The following is a 17609-nucleotide window of genomic DNA, read 5'->3' as shown; positions in this document are numbered from 1 at the left end:
AGTTTTTTACTAACGAACATAAATTTGATTTCCCCAAAATACGTCAATATACTTACACAGAGAAAATCATTTAGGATTGCTCTAGATATAGAAAATCATTTAGGATTGCTATATATATTTAAAAAAATTAGCAATTTAATTATTGAATTAAGTGATTTGTTTTGTAGAGGTTGTTGATTTACGGTAGGAAAGGCTAAATATGCAAGTGAGAGAAACCAGTATCCACAAAGCTTCGTGATTTTCAACTTGTTTTTTTCATACCCTGATTAAGCAACGCCAGATTTGGGAGTGATCTAACTCACGAGGAGAACTCTTTGAACAGAAACTTGACCGCTTTAGCCACCAGAGGCGATCGCACTTACGTGTAATTGGGCATAAGTTCGATCGCCCCCAACAAACTGAACACAATCCAATTACTACCGGATCGGCGCTCAAAGTACCCGATATCGACTACAGTAAACACAAAATATTATTGGCGGTAATTAGAGTGATTGAGACTTTAGCAACAGGAATCGCAGCAGCCGGTTCGCTGCTAGCATTGGGCGGATTGGGCCTAGAGTTGAACTATCGCCGGACTGGGAGTGCAAATAAACTAGAACTAACAGCCGGAGAATGGCACTTAGCCATCTCGGAACCCAACCGCTATCTTTTAGTCGGGGAAATGGAGTTCCGCAACCTGACACAGCGCTTTGAGATTATGTTGCCGGAAGTCCGGGCGCAGGTGAAACTGCTGTCAGACGGAAGTTTGGAGGGCGTTACTTCCCAGACAAAGGTGATTCCTTGCCACAAAGAGGCAGCAGCCAGAGCAGACGATTACTGGTTCGGCTATATTGTTAAAGCCCAAAAAAACACGAAAATTAAAGTCTCTGTAGACATTCAAGGGCAAGATTTAACCAAATTGCAATCAGCTTGGGTGCAAATACATTTCGTCACCTACGGCCCAAGTGGCCGCCTCCCCAAAGTCCGTAACGTAGTAGTTCCCCTGCAATTTCCCAACTCGGACACCGTACCCATCGCCAGAAATGTCGGAGTTGCAGAAGTCTTGCCGATTCGCACTCACATACTGGCGGAATTGGACAATCCAGTCGAAATAGTCAAGCGGTACGTGCTGCCGCGCGCTCAGAAAGGCGATATTGTCGCCCTGGCAGAAACTCCCCTAGCTTTGATGCAGGGACGCTACCGCCATCCCAGCGAAGTCAAACCAGGATGGGCGGCAAAGCGAGTGTGTTTGTTTTTCTTGCCCACGTCGAGTTTGGCCACGGCTTGCGGAATGCAGACGTTAGTTGATGTAGTCGGCCCTTGGCGCGTAGTAGGGGCATTTGCCCTCGGCGCTGTGGCCAAAATATTTGGCAAACCGGGAGTCTTTTACCAACTAGCAGGGGAACAAGCCAGGCTGATCGACGATGTTACCGGGACTTTGCCTCCCTTCGACCAATTTATTGTCCTCGGGCCGGACAATCCTCAGCAAGTTGTAGAAGAAATTCAACGAGAAACCGGACTTGCAGCGGCGATCGTAGACGCTAATGACTTGAAAGCAGTTAAGATATTAGCAGCGACCTCCGATTTATCGGTAACATTCTTAGAGCAAGCCTTGCGAAGCAACCCCGCCGGGAATGCTGACGAGCGAACACCGGTCGTTGTAATTCGACCTCTGCCACAAAAATCTTGAGTTGAAAACAGAAAATTAAAAATTCAAATTAAAAATTCAAAAAGATGATTTGAAATTTTTAATTTTCGATCGCGCAAGAAAGGGAGAAGAATCAAAAGTTATAAGTTTTGAACTCAAAATTTACCCATTCAAAACTCAAAACTTCTATAACTCTTCCCCTTTCTGAATTTTTATTTTTAAATTTCCATTCTCCACTTTTATGCTATGACTTCATTTCCCTCCCAAAACCAAAACCAGGTTGTGATTCGCCCGTTTCAGTATCGCGACATCGAGGTGATGGAACAACTGTGCGCGGAAACAGCCGAAGAGCCAGAAAACAGCAAGGGCGGAAGCTGCGACGTGGTACTAGGTAGAAAGTTGCAGCAGATTCGCCGCTGGTACGGACTACTAAAGATTTTTAGCTTGTTTCCCAACCCTTGTCAGTCCCTGTTCCGTGCCCATGTTGCCGAAGAAGAGGGGACTGTTAAGGGCATAATTCAGATTTCTCCTTTCAACCGTACCCGCAGCACTTGGCGGATCGATCGCATAGGAGTAGACCCGGAAGCCCGCAGCAAAGGAATTGGTTCAATGCTGCTGCGGTACTGCTTTGAGGCAGTCTGGGAAGCGCGGACGTGGCTGTTGGAAGTGAATGTCGGCGACAAAACTTCCTTGGCTTTGTATCGGCAGAACGGGTTTCAGCCTTTGGCCCAGATGACATACTGGACGATCGCCCCAGAACGCCTGCAAGAAATGGCTTCCTCGACGCCAGATTTGCCAAACCTGCTGCCTGTTAGCAACGCAGACGCTCAGTTGCTCTATCAACTGGATACTGCGTCTATGCCGCCACTGGTACGCCAAGTATTCGATCGGCACATTCAAGATTTCAAAACCAGTTTTTTCGGCGCTTTAGTCGAAGGTGTCAGACAGTGGCTGGGAAAAACCGAGGTAGTTAGCGGCTACGTGTTTGAACCGCAGCGCAAAGCCGCGATCGGCTATTTTCAGGTGCAGCTATCCCGCAATGGCCAGCAACCGCACGTCGCCCAGTTGACTGTACACCCGGCCTACACTTGGCTTTACCCAGAACTGCTGGCCCAGATGGCGCGCCTTGTTCAAGATTTCCCAGTTCAAAGCCTGCAACTGGCTTCCGCTGACTATCAGCCGGAACGGGAAGCTTATTTAGAGCAATTTGGAGCAGTGCGTGTGGAACACAGTTTGCTGATGTCTCGATCGGTGTGGCACAAATTGCGCGAGTCCAAGTTAGTCTCTCTCGAAGGACTCCAGCTATCTGAAATGCTGCAAAGCTTCCAGCCAACACGCAAACCAGTACCGGGCCGGATGTCCTGGCTCGGCCCGATGGCTGGGGAAGCAGCAGCAGGGCCCGCGTCGTCTGAGATAAAACCGCTGTTGGCTGACTCAGGAAACAGCCAAGCCAATCAAGTTAACCCCTTGGGCAGCCAAAATTCCGAATCAGCAGCAACTGATGGCAGCAGCATTTTGCCTTTAAATCTGCCAGAGTTGCCTCTAGACGGCGGCTGGCCCGGAGAACTCAATTCTTAATAAGTGAAAGCAGAAGGTAAAAGGTAGAAGACAGAAAAAAATAGAATTAATCATCCAAAAAATTCTATTTTTTTTCTGTCATAATCCCAAAATATCCCTTCTGCTTTTGATTGATATCAACCTAAGATTACCTATCTTCTTCTTACTTTCTTCTCTTCTTTCTTCGCGTTCTTCGCGTCTTCGCGGTTCGTTAAAAAATCGGCAACTAACAAAGAAGTAAATCTAAAATCTAAAATCTAAAATCTAAAATTGCTTGATTGATAATGTCCAACGATAAATTATGGATTTCAGCACTGGGATTAGATATCGGCCTCAAACGAGTCGGCATCGCCGGGTGTGACGGCACGGGTTTAATAGCTACGGGCATTACAACTCTGGTACGATCGTCCTTCGAGCGAGACGTAGCTTATCTCCGAGAACTCGTGCGAGAGCGGAGAGTGCAAATTTTGGTGGCAGGCTTGCCCTACTCCCTGAACGGAGAATTGGGTGCTCAAGCCCGACAAGTGCAGAAATATGCGAATCGCATCGCCGCAGCCTTAGAGATCCCCCTAGAATACGTGGACGAGCGCCTGACTTCGGTTGAGGCAGAGGAATTGATGAAAACACAAGGGATTTGGGTGTCGCAAAATAAGGGTGCGATCGATCGCAAAGCAGCGGCCCTGATTTTGCAGCAGTGGCTAGACGAGCGGAGGCAAAATATCTCCGCCCCTCCCAATCCTTGATAGCTGGTAACGAAGGCGTGATATCCTGGTTGTGCAAGTTTGCTACGCACACCTGTAACCCTTGACAAACTGGAGAAAATTCTGCTGTACCTCGGTACTGAAGAAGCACACAATCGTGATTTGTCCTCAGTGTCGCTTGCTGACTCGACTGAGATTTAAACGCTGCACTCCTCGCCTGTGGCAAAGGCCGCGAGTCTCGCGGTTTAAGCTGGTGGACTGGCGATCGCCCACTTAGCCAGAATATCGCCACGAAAATTCCCAATTGTCAAGCCAACGTTACTGAATTATTGACGGAAAATAAGATACACGCGATGTCCTCATCCCCATACCGCAAAAAAGAGAATGGCAATTCCAACGAAGAGTCCGTCACCTTGACGGATGAAGTTGGGCGATCGCTGACTTGCAACATAGAATATTCTATGAATCTAGAAGGTCAAGAATACGCTTTGCTGCTTCCAATTGACTCGCCAGTAGAAATTTTTACTTGGCAGGGAGACGATAACGACGAAGCAGCAATTCCTGTAGAAGACGAGACCGAAATTGACAAAATTTTTGATACAGCTAAAGTTGTGCTGCAAGAGCAGAACTTGACGCTCCTACGCACGGCGGTGACGCTGACTGTGGTTGGCGAGTTGCCAGAATTTCCCGAAGAGGATATGGCATCCGATGTCGATCCCGATGAGGAGTCGGAGTTCGAGGAGCTGATGTGGCTGACCAGTTTCTACCACGAAGAACAGGAATATGCGATTTATACGCCTCTCGACCCGTTCTTTATCTTGGCTAGAATGGATGACGACGGCAAGCCAGAATTGCTCTCGGAAGAAGAGTTCCAAAGGCTGGAACCGATGTTACCTATGCTGGAAGACCAGTTCTTTGACGAGCTTGATTAGATATTAATTGCAGGCACAAGGTCTGATGGCAAAAAGCAGAATTTTTTACTATTTTATAAAAAAGTAAACTGCTCGCCCGATCGAACTTTTTCGAGATTGCTCCTTCTGCCTTCGCGATCGGGCTTTTGAATTGGGCCGCGTGGATTGGGTCTTTTAAAGGGCTTGTATCCCTAACTTTTCGGTCATCAATCGCAGGTCATCAGTCATTAGTCGCTAGTTACCCGCCGCTTATCCAGGACAACGGACTATGAATAAAGAACAAATGACAAAAGGCAGCGCGCGCGAGAGCCGAAAAGCTACTCCGCAAGTCTCTAAATGGTTGTTTTATCTGGCGTTGCTGCCGGCAATCTGGGGAGTTTGCGCTTGGCAGGGCTGGGCTTGGTGGAGCTGGGCTTCCGCCCCGCCTAAAATAGCTGAAACGTCAACTTCTCCGCCAGAGGATGCTGGTGTTTTGATCCAAATCCCGGAGGGTACTCCCAGTCAAAAAATCGGGCGGGATTTAGAGGCTGCGGGGTTGATTCGATCGAGCTCGGCATGGAATATGTGGGCCCGCTGGCTGACTCTGCAAAACCGCGAGGGAGGTTTTCAAGCAGGAACTTACCAACTGTCGCCGACTCAGCCTCTGAGTGCAGTTGCTGACAAAATTTGGAAGGGCGAAGTTGTACAGCAGAGTTTCACGATTCCAGAAGGGTGGTCGCTGCAACAAATGAGCGCTTATTTTGAAGCGCAAGGTTTTTTCCCGGCTAAGGAGTTTATGGCGGTGGCGAGTCAAGTTCCCTACGCTCAGTACCCTTGGCTACCGAGTGGCCTGCCTCACTTGGAAGGGTTTTTGTACCCGGATACTTATCAGCTAGACGGCGATGCAATTAGCCCGGAAGCTGTCATTAAGCAAATGCTCGGTCGTTTCGAGCAGTTGGCTTTGCCGATCTATCAAAAGAATCAGAAGAATACTAAGCTGGATTTGAAAGAGTGGGTGACGCTGGCTAGTATTGTAGAAAAAGAGGCTGTGGTTGCTTCCGAGCGGAACCGCATTTCTGGAGTATTCAACAACCGTCTGAATAAGGGTATGACGTTGGGATCTGACCCGACAGTTGAATACGCCCTCGGCATCAGGCAAACTAAGGAAAAGCCTCTGACTTTTAAGCAAGTAGAAACGCCTTCTCCTTACAATACTTATATAAATCCAGGACTACCCCCAACTCCGATCGCATCTCCGGGAATCGCAAGTCTGGAAGCGACTCTGACTCCGGAAAAGACAGAATATCTGTATTTTATGGCTCGATACGACGGCACTCACATTTTTAGCCGCACGCAGGCGGAACACGATGCTGCGATTGCTAAAGTTGACCAGCAGTTGCGATCGAATCCATAGATTGGCAATGACTAATAAAAAAGTAAAAAGTCAAAAGTCACAAAGGAAAAGCAATAATTATTCACTTTTGATTTTTTACTTTTTGAATCTTTAACTCTCAATTTCTTATTTCTCAATCTAAAATCTAAAATCTAAAATCTAAACTCATTATGACTTGGGGTAAACTATTACAGCCTGACTTAGTTCTAGGCGATTCAGTCATGAAGTTAACGGCTGATATTCTGCAGAAATATCAGATTAAAGGATTAGTGTTGGATGTGGACGAAACTCTTGTTCCCATTACGGCAATGAATGCTTCTCCTGAACTCAGCTTGTGGGTGCAAGAAATTAAACCCGTGGTATCGCTATGGCTGGCGAGCAATAATTTAAGTCAAAATCGGATCGGTCGAATTGCTGATTCTTTGAATCTACCTTACATCACGGGTGCGGCTAAGCCGTCGCGCCGCAAGTTGCGAAAAGCTATTAATGCAATGAATTTGCCGGTGGAACAGGTGGCGATGGTGGGCGATCGACTTTTTACTGATGTTTTGGCAGGCAATCGTTTGGGTATGTTTACTATTTTAGTGGAACCAATGGTTGATGCTGGGTATGCGCTTCGGAAGTATCCGGTGCGCTCTTTTGAAGTTTGGGTTTCTCAAGCTTTGGGGGCTTCTCTGAAAATTAAAGATTAAAATTGGGAATTGGGCATGGGGCATGGGGCATGGGGCATGGGAGATTGGGAATTTGTAATTAGGAATTGGTAACTAATGGCAACAGACAACAGTCAACAGTCAACAGTCAACAGTCAACAGTCAACAGTCAACAGACAACTGACTAAAACTATTGTTGTTAAAATTGGAACTTCGACTCTGACTCGATCGACTACAGGAAACTTAGCTCTTTCAACTATTGCTGCATTGGTCGAAATTTTAGCCGGTTTGCGGCAGCAAGGTCATCGAGTAGTTTTGGTTTCTTCGGGTGCGGTTGGGGTTGGCTGCGCGCGCTTGGGTTTGACGGAACGCCCGCGAAATATTGCTCTGAAACAGGCTGTGGCGGCTGTGGGTCAAGGGCGGCTGATGCGTGTGTACGATGACTTGTTTACTACTCTACAACAGCCAATCGCTCAAGTATTGCTCACCAGGGGCGATTTAGTGCAGCGTAACGGTTATGTTAACGCTTGCAATACTTTTCAGCAACTGCTGAGGTTGGGCGTGATTCCGATCGTCAATGAAAACGATACTGTGGCGGTAGACGAGCTCAAATTTGGCGATAACGATACGCTTTCGGCGCTAGTAGCGAGTTTGGTAGAAGCAGATTGGTTGTTTGTGCTCACAGATGTCGATCGGCTGTATTCCGCCGATCCGCGCAGCAATCCAGACGCGCAGCCGATCGCCCTAGTCCAAAGTATGGCACAGCTCACAGAATTTCAGGTGCAAACAGGAGATTCCCGCAGCGGTTGGGGAACCGGCGGTATGGTGACAAAAATTGAAGCAGCGAGAATAGCAACTGCATCGGGAGTGCGGACTGTCATCACTGACGGCTGCTTTCCTGGTAATATCGAGAAAATACTTAACGGAGAGTCGATCGGCACTCAATTTGAGCCTCAACCGCGCCCTGTAAACGCTCGCAAACATTGGATAGCTAACGTGCTAATTCCGGCAGGAAAACTATATTTAGATGCGGGTGCCGTTAAGGCCATTTCCCACGGTGGAAAATCGCTTTTAGCTGCGGGTATTGCTCAAGTAGAAGGAGAATTTCAAGCTGATGATTCCGTGCAGTTGTGCGACGCAGCCGGCAAGCAAATTGCTAGAGGACTTGTGAATTATAGCAGTTTAGAATTGAGACAAATCCAGGGGTGCAAGTCAGAGAAAATTGCTGAGATTTTAGGCTATGCAGGCGTAGAAACGGCGGTACACCGAGATAATTTAGTGATTGTTTAAACTACCCAATATCGAGACAGTCGATCGGGCAATGAGCGAAGGCAGAAATTGAGGATATTTGCAGCACAGTCTTGCAAGAATTTGTTTGGCTGTGTCGGAACAGCTCGTTCATCGCTTCTGTAAACAGTTGAAATACATTTTGTGCTAATTCTAAAGCTGCTTGGTATTCCGAATTAGTAAGTTTGATCTCTGCTAAAAGCTGCAACATCTCTGGCGTGTTTAAAAGGTGATAATTTTCTAAACCCCCATAACCTCCTTCAAAATCAAGAGATTCTTTTTCGGTAATTGGCTGTAATTCTTTTACCACTGCTAGCGCCGCTTCAAAAAAAACTTGAGCCGTTCCTTCGAGGGCTTCTACTAACACCAGTTTCTGAATGGGAGAAGCTTTCCAAGCGTAGCGTTCGATCACTGAACAAAGCGATCGAGTTTTTTTAGTTTCTTCACCCCAAAGCAGTCTGAAATCGCCGTAACTCATTAATTGGTTTAAGCCAAGTTCCTCTAGGTATTCTAGATAGTCGTGCCAATAATAGTTTTTTTTATAAGTATATTTATTAATGAGTTCCTGAACTTTGTTATTACTAGAAGATTCTCGCAGTACATATTTATTTAAATCGCTCAATCCCACAGCCAAAGGAGCGAGTACAGGTGCAAAAATTAGTCGTTGATTCGCGTGAATATCTTTGTTGGCTAGAAAGTCAAACAAGGGCAATTTGGCAAACTCTTGCTTTTTGGGTTCAATGAATGCTACGATGGCTTTCATACTTTTTTCGCCTAAATGGTTGCTGTCAAGATAATCTTCATACCTCCGTTAATTATCTATATTGTCGAGCATAAATAATTGTGTTTATTATCATACATATTTGTATTTTAGATCATAGGTAAGAGTGTTGGCAGTCACACGAAATTGTGACTTGTATCATATTGTGCCAGAAGTTCGAGCATCTGGTTCGCTAGAGATAAAATGTTCTACATTTAGATTGCATATTTCAGGCCTTGCTCAAAGCAACCCCACAAGAGCTAGATTATTTTTTTTTTGCAAGTTAAATGCTGATTAGCTTATTTAGGCAAGTGAGCATCCTGTTCGCACTCCTAAAAGATGCTTTTTACAAAATCGCGGTGCTCCATGTAAATCAGTCCTAGACGCATAGAAGTCTCGAAACCGGGTTTCTTCGGAGATTCATCGCTACTCAAGAAAAATTTTTCTGAGAAACCCGGTTTCTTTAACCCTTGCTTTTATTGCTTCTTCCCTCTTTTCTCTTCCCTCTTCTTATTCCTTATTCCTTCTTCCGGCGGCCATAAGTCTCCAAATGACAATTTCCAATTCTCAGAATTGCCTTTAGGTGCGTTCTGAGTTACTCTATCTTTTGGATCAGTTAACACAATTATAGGAGTTAATCTTGGAACGGACTTTTTTAGCGATTAAGCCCGACGGCGTACAGCGCGGACTCGTCGGCGAAATTATCGGTCGTTTTGAAGCCAAGGGCTTTAAGTTAGTTGGCATGAAGCTGATGACGGCGAGTCGCGAACTAGCGGAACAACATTATGATGTTCACAAAGAAAAACCCTTCTTTGCTGGATTGGTAAACTTTATCACTTCAGGCCCTGTAGTGGCGATGGTTTGGGAAGGCGATGGCGTTGTGGCATCGGCGAGAAAAATCATTGGCGCCACAAATCCTCTGAATGCAGAACCTGCGACAATTCGGGGAGATTTTGCCGTCAATGTCGGCCGTAATCTCATTCACGGTTCTGATGCTGTCGAGACTGCCCGTGCGGAAATTAGCCTTTGGTTCAAGGAAGAAGAATTAAGTGCTTGGACACCTTGTTTAACTCCTTGGATTGTGGAATAGTTTTGATATTCTCCCGGTGGTTAATCGGGAGATATAGCCTTTCTTAGACAGATGAAATATCATGTCGCTGACTCACTCATAACTGTAAAATATAGAATAGTTTGAGATTTTTACTCGTTACCAGGAGCTTGCTGGTAACGAGAAGAAAAAACGTTAATCGGAACTTAAAAACTCCAAATAATTATTAGTCAATTCTTTGACTGCTAATTCGTAAAACTGTTGACCGTGTTCGGGGGTTGCTAAGCCCGGATTTGAACCCATTCTCCCGTCGGGAAATCGGCGGCGGAAGTCTGCTGCACCGTAAATTTTGTGCCCGGAACCGACTTCTTCCGAAAGCGGAGCTTGCTTGATTGCTTCTGGATAAAGGTACTGGGTTAAGGCGACTTCGCTGGGGGTGGCGTGGGAACCTTCTTGGTTTCCGTATAATTCTTTTGCTAGTTGGTAAACTGAACCGCACATGAACCAGTTGCCGATTTGACACTGGATTTTATCGGCATTGGGTAAATGCAAGTCTGACAAATGCGCGTATGTCTCGGAAAATGCTGCTTTCATTGTCGCAATGTTGCCACCATGACCGTTAATGAAGAAATATTTCTCAAATCCCGCTTTTGCCAAAGATGTGATATAATCCCTGATTACCAGTATTAGCGTCTGGGGTCGGAAGCTGATTGTGCCGGGAAAGCTGGTGTGATGCAATGCCATCCCGACATTAATTGTGGGGCCGATTAAGGCATTGGCAGCTTCGCCGACACCGCGGGCGATCGCCTCGGCAGCAATGGCGTCAGTCCCGATCAAGCCGGTGGGCCCGTGCTGTTCCGTGGAGCCGATCGGGATAATTATGCCTCGGGAGCTTTCGAGATAAGCTTCTACTTCGGACCAGGTACTCAAATGCAGCAACATGATAGGCCGTCTACAGAATTTTTACTTGCTATCGTCGATCGTAGCCGGCACGGGGAAAAAAAGGACTTTGGGCAAACTTATTATTGTATTCTTAAAAAAAGCTCTACAGTGCCATCGCACCTTTACCGTTATATTACTTAACGTTAATAATTTAACCATTTGATAGCCAAAACTTTACCTTTTAATAACCTTTTAAGAGTAGTATAACAAGCATATCCCTCTAGATTGGGTGTTACGTGGTCAATTAACAGCGGGCAATGTTTTATGAAATTAACACCGACCCCGAAAAATGACCAGACTTCTGTGGCCTGGACGCAGGCAGACAGCGCGGTTCCGACAACTGCTCTACGGCTGTATTCCTTACACGAGCAAGTAGCAAAGGTCGAGCGCGTGTCTGTGGGATGGGCTGGCGAAAGATTCTAAGCGATCGAACAAATGGCGATCGCGTACAAGCGATCGCAGCGCGAGAGTACCTCAGCTACTGAAGAAGGTACATCGCGCTAGCCACATACAAACATCACTCCCACTGATATTTATGTCTTCTGCTGAATTAAGCGAAAGTCCTTCAAGGTTGGCTGTTGGACAAGCCGGCCGTATCTTGTTATTGGAAGGTGAAGATCTGTTGCGGGAAATGCTAGCTTTAGCCCTTAAAGAACAGGGCTATGAGGTGGTGGTTACTAGCGACGGGCGTAACGCTCTACCTTCTGTACAGGCTGCTTCGTCATACCAGGGTGAATTTGCCTTCAACCTGTTAATTATGGATTCAATTAACGGTTTGGATCTGTGTCGAATGTTACGGCATCAAGGAAATCCCGTCCCTATTTTGATTATAGGTGCTAGAGGAAGTGCCAATAATTGCGCTTTTTACCTCGAAGCCGGATCGGATGATTATCTGACCAAGCCTTTTGGAATGCGGGAGTTTATCGCTCGCTGTCGGGCGCTGATGCGACGCCAGCGCCTCGGTCATTTGCGACAACCGATGATGCTGCAATATAAGAGCATAACTTTGTATCCTGAAGAGTGCCGCGTGTTGGTTCGTGGTCTGGAAGTGAAATTTTCTCCTAAACAGTTTCGCTTACTAGAACTATTTATGAGTTATCCCCGGCGAGTTTGGTCTCGTGATCAGTTGCTGGAAAAAATTTGGGGCCAAGATTTTATCGGAGACAGCAAAACAGTTGATGTTCACATCCGCTGGCTACGCGAAAAGTTGGAAATAGATCCGGGTCAACCGGAATATATCATTACGGTACGCGGGTTCGGCTATCGATTTGGTTAAATTTTAAAATCAGTTGTAGGGTGGCAAGTTGCAGTCAAATAGACAAATAAGGATACAATATTTTTGTGTCCTTATTTGGTAGAAGTTCACGGGGTTAGCGTGGCAGAAGAGAAGGAGGAATCCGACCAGAACGAGTACTCAAGACAGATTCAGTCAGGAACTCAAGAATATTCCGGTCTTGCAGCTTGAGAGAAGACACGACGGTGAGTAAACGGGCAACAAACAGACTTCCTGCTGCTGAATCTGAACCAAAGCTAGTCCGTCGCCTGCGGCACAGCAGGGCGAATGGCTATCGAGCGCGGCATTATTGGTCGGCTCTACACCATCTGAGGAGATACAGCACTTCCGGATGTTATGAGGTACAGTAGCAGCAATTAGTAAACCAGTTTTTGAGATGTTTCGGATTAATTAAGTCAAGAGCCACAGCAATTATCGTATCCACCATTTTAGTGGTGGTTAGCGAAAACTGGATCAATAAAGATTTAAGTTGCGACCACCATAATTCAATCGGATTAAAATCAGGAGAGTATGGGGACAAACATAAAATAGAAGCACCGACAGATTCAATCATCGATGTAATTGAATCTAGTTTATGCGCGGGTAAATTATCCATCACTACTACTGCTCCCGACCACAATTGTGGCACTAAACATTGCTCAATAAATACCTCAAATGCTTTGCCATCCATTGAGTTATCCATTGTCATGAGTGCCACTACTCGCTTCAAACTAATTGCACCAATTACTGTAACTTTTTTTCCGGGCGTAAAAAGGTTTAACCGCATAGGCTCTCGTTCCTCGTTGGAAGCATGAGTTCTGGTTAAGCCGAGTAATACTCCAGTCTCATCTAAAAAAACTAGATTTTTTTGGTCGCTCTGCTTGACTTTTTCCCAATACTCTAACCTTAACTTCATGACTCTTTCTGTTCCGGCTTGGCTACTTCTCACCGTTTTTTTTTACGATTTTAATCCCAAGTTTTGTAAGGCGTTACACATGGCTGTTCTACCCACCCAATTTCCGGTCTTCTGGGCAAATAACTCACACAATTCTAGTAAGGTTGCATCGGGATGTGCTGCCATTATTTCTCTCAACTATGCTGTGGAATTATTCAAATGATTGTATCTCGGTTTCCCCCTGGGTTTCGGCTGTAAATTTCCCTCTATTTTTTGTTGCTTGACCAGTTTTTGAACTAAGCTTTTACTGCAGGCAAATATTTCTGCTGTTTTTCTGATAGACAGATTCTGCTCGATATGGGCTGCTACTATGAAAGGCCCGCAAATCTACTGAATATGCTTTCATTGGTGTATTTTTTTAATCTATTCTTATAGTACCTCATAACACCCGGAAGTGCTGTATGTTCAACAAAAATTAAAAAACTTAGAAATTTACTAACTTTTTAGCATAACAAGTATCGGAGAGCCATTTTCATTGGTTTCTAATATCATTTTTTCAATGTCTTTGCGTAAATTATGATTGACTTCTTTAACTAATCCTATTAGTTTTGATCAAATGCTAGCTTCTATTTCATATTTATTGTAACTATCTTGATATCTACCTAAAGGCAAACCAAGCAAAGATAAAGAAGGGTCACAGCCTTGAGCCACAAGCTTTGATTGTAAGGAGTGAATAGGAAAATCTTCTAGTTTCAAAAAATTGTAAAAGCTCAATTCAGATTTTATGACCGAATCTTTTGTGTTTCTCTTGCCTTGAGAAACTAAGACCGCATAGTTGATATTTTCCTCATCTAGCGATAAAAAATAAAACTTAAGTGTATTAAATGTAGGCGCAATCCTAAAAGGTACAGTTTCGATATACTTTCCATCATTTTCTATGATTTCTTGCACTAGGATTTTATTATATTTTAGAAAAAAATATGGAGTTATTGATTATCGATTCCATATTATTATTAAGCTAAATACAACAAACTCTGCAACTGTTCAACTGCCTGCTTCAACTTATCTCTTCCCCCAAATTTAGCGGCAATTTCCCGCACGTTGCCATACTTCTCAACCGCTTTCACCTTCAGAGCTGCTGGCATTACCAACTGCTGCGGCCTACCTTGAGCATAAATCGCAAATCCCAAATCTAAAATCTAAAATCTAAAATCAAATGACGCCCGCTAAAGTTTCCCACCAGTACAAAAGCACTTTAAAGGAAACCCGCAGGCGTCAAAATCAAGCAAACTTAAATCTTAGAAAAGACCCAGTGTGAAAGATTTGTCGATCGGGAAAATAGCACCAATACCCAACCACAGGGTTACCGCAGTTCCCAACAGGAAAACAGTAGTAGCAACAGGGCGGCGGAACGGATTTTGGAACTTGTTAACATTCTCGATGAACGGAATCAAAATTAAGCCAAGGGGAACACCGGCCATGCAAGCAATACCCAACAATTTGTTAGGCAAAACGCGCAGGATTTGGAACACAGGCCACAAATACCATTCCGGCAGAATTTCCAGCGGAGTAGCAAAAGGATTAGCAGGCTCGCCAACCAAAGCCGGGTCTAGTACGGCCAAACCCACGCACAGAGAAATCGTTCCCATGATCACTATAGGGAAAACGTAGAGCAAGTCATTAGGCCACGCTGGTTCGCCGTAATAATTATGACCCATGCCCTTAGCGAGCTTAGCGCGGAGCGCGGGATCGCTCAAATCTGGTTTTTTGATAATAGACATAGTGAGAGTGTTCTCCTTTTAGTTTTACCCGGGCCTGCCATTTCGCTGTATTCGTTAGTTTGAATCAGCGGCGCGATCGCAGGAAGTATTAGCCGTAAATAAATATCATGAGCGATGAATTCTGAATTTTCAACTCAAAATTCAGCGGGGGGCAAAAAAAATACCGCCCCCACAACTCAAAATTTACAACGGGCCAGAGATACCTTGCTTGCGAATCATCAAGAAGTGAGCCAGCATGAAGACTACAATCAGCCAAGGCAACACAAAAGTGTGCAAGCTGTAGTAACGAGTCAAAGTGCCTTGACCGACGCTGACACCGCCGCGCAGCAGTTCAACCATCAAAGAACCGACAAACGGGATAGCTTCGGGGACGCCGGAAACGATTTTAACTGCCCAGTAACCGATTTGATCCCAAGGCAGGGAATAGCCGGTCACGCCGAAAGAAACAGTGATGACTGCCAAGATTACTCCTGTCACCCAGGTTAATTCGCGGGGCTTTTTGAAGCCGCCTGTCAGATAAACCCGGAAGATGTGCAAAATCATCATCAGCACCATCATGCTTGCAGACCAGCGGTGGATGGAGCGGATCAGCCAGCCGAAGTTGACTTCAGTCATCAGGTATTGCACTGAAGAAAAAGCTTCTGCTACCGTGGGACGGTAATAGAAAGTCATGGCGAAGCCGGTGGCAAACTGGATCAGAAAGCAAACTAAAGTAATTCCGCCCAAGCAGTAGAAAATATTGACGTGCGGGGGTACATACTTTGTAGTGATGTCATCGGCGAGCGCCTGAATTTCCAGGCGTTCCTCAAACCACTGGTAGGTTTTTGAGTCGGTGATTTGTTTAGAAAACATGGAGCCAGAATTCCTAAAAGAATATTGCTGTGGTTGAGGTTCAGGGCAGCAGCCACAAGGTTTTTTGTCGCCCCGCGCCGAGCAGCTTGCTTTTACTAGCAAATGCCTGAGGCTATTTTTTAAATTTGGAGCTGACGAAAGGAAATCTCTTGTGCGATCGCCTGCAAGCCCTGGGAAACTAAGCGGTGGCTTGTCCCTACTCGCTGGCGTTGCCCGATCGAATTCCAGACTGTGATAAAAAATGTAACATAATTGCCGTGCAATTTTCACGCGCCCGATCGCTTTTTGGACTCTTAAAAGGCTTTTTTCGGAATCTCAACATCCGCCCAAGCTGGTATGCGGGTAGGGCTGAGCTACAGCAAGCAGTCCGAGCCGGAAACAGGTTTGCCGGGAGAGGCCAAATTTCATCTCGATCGTAAAACTTCACTTTCTGCCCCAAACGCCCTTAATGTCAGTCGAGTAACCCGAACCAGTGGGATCGTACAACCGAATCTTGTTTTGTAGTAAGGACTTCAGTCCTTTCTAACAAAATCTGATGGCTGCAACCTGCGTATTTCCGTAAAAAAAGTCGGTGATTGACCCCATCCGTAAAAGTCCTATCACAATTGAAAAGAAGGCAAACTTTCCACAAAAACTGGCAGCAGTGGCGAGAAAGGAGAGAGAAGCGGCGGTATCGGGAAGGGAATTTCAGGAAGAGACGGGAAGGATGGAAAGTCTCGCGATGGCGGTGTAAACCCAGTCGAAACGATCGCGCAATCTGATGGACTCACATCTGTAACATTTTTAACGTCGGCGATTAAATCCGATCCGACAAATATCCGAGTTCCCCGTGTCATACCGTCATCATAAGATTCAAATCGGTAAGAGAAGAAGTTAGAACCATTACGATCTTGTACGAAACCAACGACTTGGATTTTGTCGCCTTCGACCCGGTTAAAATCCTCAATAACGGCATGGCGACCTTCACCGCCATAGAAGAGGTAAGGGCGGGCATTTGACGAACCGAGAACAAATAAGTCGGCTCCATTTTGCCCGATTAAATAATCGATTTGTTCTCCTGTTGATGAAAAGCTGTAACCCGATATGGTGTCATTACCCGGCCCGCCAATCAGGGTGTCGCTGCCTTCATTTCCCTCAAGCAAATCGTCTCCTGAATTGCCGTTAATGTAGTCATTATCTAAGTCACCTCTTAAAGTGTCGTTCCCACTGTCTCCCAACAGGCGATCGTTACCTTTGCCACCCATTACCAAGTCGTTGTTGAAGCCACCAAACAAGAGATCGTCTCCATCTCCTCCGATCGCCGTATCATTGCCTTGACCGCCGTAAAGACAGTCATTGCCAGCCCCTCCCAAGATACTGTCGTTATTGTCTTCTCCTCTGATTAAATCCGCGCCTTCGCCACCCTCAAGAATATCATTCCCGGCACCTCCTTCAATTTTGTCATCGCCTTCGCCACCGCTGAGACTGTCGTTACCAGAGTAGCCCAAAAGGCGATCGCTACCGACTCCACCTGCGAGACTATCATTTCCTTCTCCGCCATCTAAAGTGTCATTACCACCCCAACCAAATAGAGTATCATTGCCTCCCAGCCCGCACAGGGAATCATCGCCAATTCCACCTACTAATAAATTATCGAGATTGTCACCGCATATAACTACCATAAATTTGTCCTCCTGAAAACTATTTCACAAGTACAGTCACTCAATTTGAGATTTTGGATTTGAGATTTTGGATTGTTCCCGTCCCCGCACTTTTAAATTTTGAATTTTGGATTTTGTAAGGACTTTAGTCCTGATATCAAATCTGTTAGCATCGGAATTATTCCTATCTCTCTTCTATTTATAGTCATTTCAAATAAATGTGAGACAAATGCAAGATGATGTAAAATCAAGAAAAATTGTTAACTCGGAGCCGAAAAATGGCATACAGTCTAGATTTGAGAAAAAGAGTAGT

At 45.4% G+C, this 17609-nt stretch carries 19 protein-coding genes; 11 read left to right on the top strand and 8 right to left on the bottom strand.

All coding sequences use genetic code 11. The features are described 5' to 3' along the window. The first annotated feature begins 487 nt into the window (after positions 1-487). The 7 genes from NDI35_RS28800 to proB all read left to right on the top strand — a co-directional run bounded on the left by NDI35_RS28800 (position 488) and on the right by proB (position 8108). Entirely contained in the window at positions 488-1669 is a 1182-nt protein-coding gene (locus NDI35_RS28800; protein ID WP_445315694.1) for a F420-0:Gamma-glutamyl ligase, read from the top strand. A 204-nt stretch (positions 1670-1873) separates the two neighbouring features. Then, positions 1874-3205: a GNAT family N-acetyltransferase gene (locus NDI35_RS28795; RefSeq protein WP_445315693.1), complete on the top strand. Its 1332-nt coding sequence runs from the start codon at positions 1874-1876 to the stop codon at positions 3203-3205. A gap of 263 nt (positions 3206-3468) precedes the next feature. Continuing rightward, the gene (gene ruvX / locus NDI35_RS28790; RefSeq protein ID WP_445315692.1) at positions 3469-3927 is read left to right on the top strand and encodes a Holliday junction resolvase RuvX; all 459 of its coding nucleotides are present in this window, start codon (positions 3469-3471) and stop codon (positions 3925-3927) included. 311 nt (positions 3928-4238) lie between these two features. Continuing rightward, positions 4239-4817, top strand: coding sequence for a DUF3727 domain-containing protein (locus tag NDI35_RS28785; RefSeq protein ID WP_333061470.1), 579 nt, complete (start codon positions 4239-4241; stop codon positions 4815-4817). A 247-nt stretch (positions 4818-5064) separates the two neighbouring features. Next, entirely contained in the window at positions 5065-6189 is a 1125-nt protein-coding gene (mltG, locus tag NDI35_RS28780; protein WP_445315691.1) for an endolytic transglycosylase MltG, read from the top strand. A gap of 149 nt (positions 6190-6338) precedes the next feature. Next, the gene (locus tag NDI35_RS28775) at positions 6339-6860 is read left to right on the top strand and encodes a YqeG family HAD IIIA-type phosphatase (RefSeq protein ID WP_445315690.1); all 522 of its coding nucleotides are present in this window, start codon (positions 6339-6341) and stop codon (positions 6858-6860) included. A 138-nt stretch (positions 6861-6998) separates the two neighbouring features. Next, positions 6999-8108 (top strand): glutamate 5-kinase, encoded by a 1110-nt coding sequence (gene proB / locus NDI35_RS28770; protein WP_445315695.1) that lies wholly within the window; start codon positions 6999-7001, stop codon positions 8106-8108. 1 nt (position 8109) lies between these two features. Here the strand turns inward: proB and NDI35_RS28765 are convergent, their stop codons facing one another. Continuing rightward, entirely contained in the window at positions 8110-8868 is a 759-nt protein-coding gene (locus NDI35_RS28765) for a hypothetical protein (protein ID WP_445315689.1), read from the bottom strand. A gap of 637 nt (positions 8869-9505) precedes the next feature. On the opposite strand from NDI35_RS28765, the gene ndk reads away from it, so the two are divergent. After that, positions 9506-9955 (top strand): nucleoside-diphosphate kinase, encoded by a 450-nt coding sequence (ndk, locus tag NDI35_RS28760; protein WP_333035325.1) that lies wholly within the window; start codon positions 9506-9508, stop codon positions 9953-9955. Positions 9956-10108: 153 nt separating this feature from the next. Here ndk and NDI35_RS28755 read toward each other — a convergent pair whose 3' ends face one another. Further along, on the bottom strand, positions 10109-10855 hold the full coding sequence (locus tag NDI35_RS28755) for a creatininase family protein (protein WP_445315688.1): 747 nt from the start codon (positions 10853-10855) through the stop codon (positions 10109-10111). A 264-nt stretch (positions 10856-11119) separates the two neighbouring features. Between NDI35_RS28755 and NDI35_RS28750 the strand changes: the two genes are divergently transcribed. Both NDI35_RS28750 and NDI35_RS28745 read left to right on the top strand, forming a co-directional pair. After that, positions 11120-11278, top strand: coding sequence for a hypothetical protein (locus NDI35_RS28750; RefSeq protein WP_333172445.1), 159 nt, complete (start codon positions 11120-11122; stop codon positions 11276-11278). Between the two features lie 112 nt (positions 11279-11390). After that, on the top strand, positions 11391-12131 hold the full coding sequence (locus tag NDI35_RS28745; RefSeq protein WP_445315687.1) for a winged helix-turn-helix domain-containing protein: 741 nt from the start codon (positions 11391-11393) through the stop codon (positions 12129-12131). Between the two features lie 352 nt (positions 12132-12483). Here NDI35_RS28745 and NDI35_RS28740 read toward each other — a convergent pair whose 3' ends face one another. From NDI35_RS28740 to petB, 5 genes are all read right to left on the bottom strand, one after another. Beyond that, positions 12484-13044: a transposase gene (locus NDI35_RS28740; protein ID WP_445315686.1), complete on the bottom strand. Its 561-nt coding sequence runs from the start codon at positions 13042-13044 to the stop codon at positions 12484-12486. A 591-nt stretch (positions 13045-13635) separates the two neighbouring features. Beyond that, complete coding sequence (locus NDI35_RS28735; protein WP_445315685.1) at positions 13636-13974, bottom strand: hypothetical protein; 339 nt, start codon at positions 13972-13974, stop codon at positions 13636-13638. Between the two features lie 62 nt (positions 13975-14036). Further along, positions 14037-14213, bottom strand: coding sequence for a hypothetical protein (locus tag NDI35_RS28730; RefSeq protein WP_445315684.1), 177 nt, complete (start codon positions 14211-14213; stop codon positions 14037-14039). A gap of 108 nt (positions 14214-14321) precedes the next feature. Next, complete coding sequence (gene petD / locus NDI35_RS28725; protein WP_333095930.1) at positions 14322-14804, bottom strand: cytochrome b6-f complex subunit IV; 483 nt, start codon at positions 14802-14804, stop codon at positions 14322-14324. A gap of 183 nt (positions 14805-14987) precedes the next feature. Beyond that, positions 14988-15656 (bottom strand): cytochrome b6, encoded by a 669-nt coding sequence (petB, locus tag NDI35_RS28720; protein ID WP_015174799.1) that lies wholly within the window; start codon positions 15654-15656, stop codon positions 14988-14990. 257 nt (positions 15657-15913) lie between these two features. Between petB and NDI35_RS28715 the strand changes: the two genes are divergently transcribed. Beyond that, complete coding sequence (locus tag NDI35_RS28715) at positions 15914-16075, top strand: hypothetical protein (RefSeq protein WP_445315683.1); 162 nt, start codon at positions 15914-15916, stop codon at positions 16073-16075. 180 nt (positions 16076-16255) lie between these two features. Here NDI35_RS28715 and NDI35_RS28710 read toward each other — a convergent pair whose 3' ends face one another. Continuing rightward, positions 16256-17317: a calcium-binding protein gene (locus tag NDI35_RS28710; RefSeq protein ID WP_445315682.1), complete on the bottom strand. Its 1062-nt coding sequence runs from the start codon at positions 17315-17317 to the stop codon at positions 16256-16258. Between the last annotated feature and the right edge of the window lie 292 nt (positions 17318-17609).

Source organism: Microcoleus vaginatus FACHB-2002, assembly GCF_040004035.1.
In the GTDB taxonomy this organism is placed as follows: domain Bacteria; phylum Cyanobacteriota; class Cyanobacteriia; order Cyanobacteriales; family Microcoleaceae; genus Microcoleus; species Microcoleus vaginatus_C.
This window is presented reverse-complemented; position numbering and strand designations above follow the sequence as displayed.

Coding starts and splice junctions, on each gene's coding strand:
- NDI35_RS28710 (WP_445315682.1), bottom strand. CDS start 17,317: ATGGTAGTTATATGCGGTGACAATCTCGATAATTTATTAGTAGGTGGA.
- NDI35_RS28755 (WP_445315688.1), bottom strand. CDS start 10,855: ATGTTGCTGCATTTGAGTACCTGGTCCGAAGTAGAAGCTTATCTCGAA.
- NDI35_RS28750 (WP_333172445.1), top strand. CDS start 11,120: ATGAAATTAACACCGACCCCGAAAAATGACCAGACTTCTGTGGCCTGG.
- NDI35_RS28745 (WP_445315687.1), top strand. CDS start 11,391: ATGTCTTCTGCTGAATTAAGCGAAAGTCCTTCAAGGTTGGCTGTTGGA.
- mltG (WP_445315691.1), top strand. CDS start 5,065: ATGAATAAAGAACAAATGACAAAAGGCAGCGCGCGCGAGAGCCGAAAA.
- NDI35_RS28785 (WP_333061470.1), top strand. CDS start 4,239: ATGTCCTCATCCCCATACCGCAAAAAAGAGAATGGCAATTCCAACGAA.
- NDI35_RS28765 (WP_445315689.1), bottom strand. CDS start 8,868: ATGAAAGCCATCGTAGCATTCATTGAACCCAAAAAGCAAGAGTTTGCC.
- NDI35_RS28740 (WP_445315686.1), bottom strand. CDS start 13,044: ATGAAGTTAAGGTTAGAGTATTGGGAAAAAGTCAAGCAGAGCGACCAA.
- NDI35_RS28795 (WP_445315693.1), top strand. CDS start 1,874: ATGACTTCATTTCCCTCCCAAAACCAAAACCAGGTTGTGATTCGCCCG.
- petD (WP_333095930.1), bottom strand. CDS start 14,804: ATGTCTATTATCAAAAAACCAGATTTGAGCGATCCCGCGCTCCGCGCT.
- NDI35_RS28775 (WP_445315690.1), top strand. CDS start 6,339: ATGACTTGGGGTAAACTATTACAGCCTGACTTAGTTCTAGGCGATTCA.
- petB (WP_015174799.1), bottom strand. CDS start 15,656: ATGTTTTCTAAACAAATCACCGACTCAAAAACCTACCAGTGGTTTGAG.
- ruvX (WP_445315692.1), top strand. CDS start 3,469: ATGTCCAACGATAAATTATGGATTTCAGCACTGGGATTAGATATCGGC.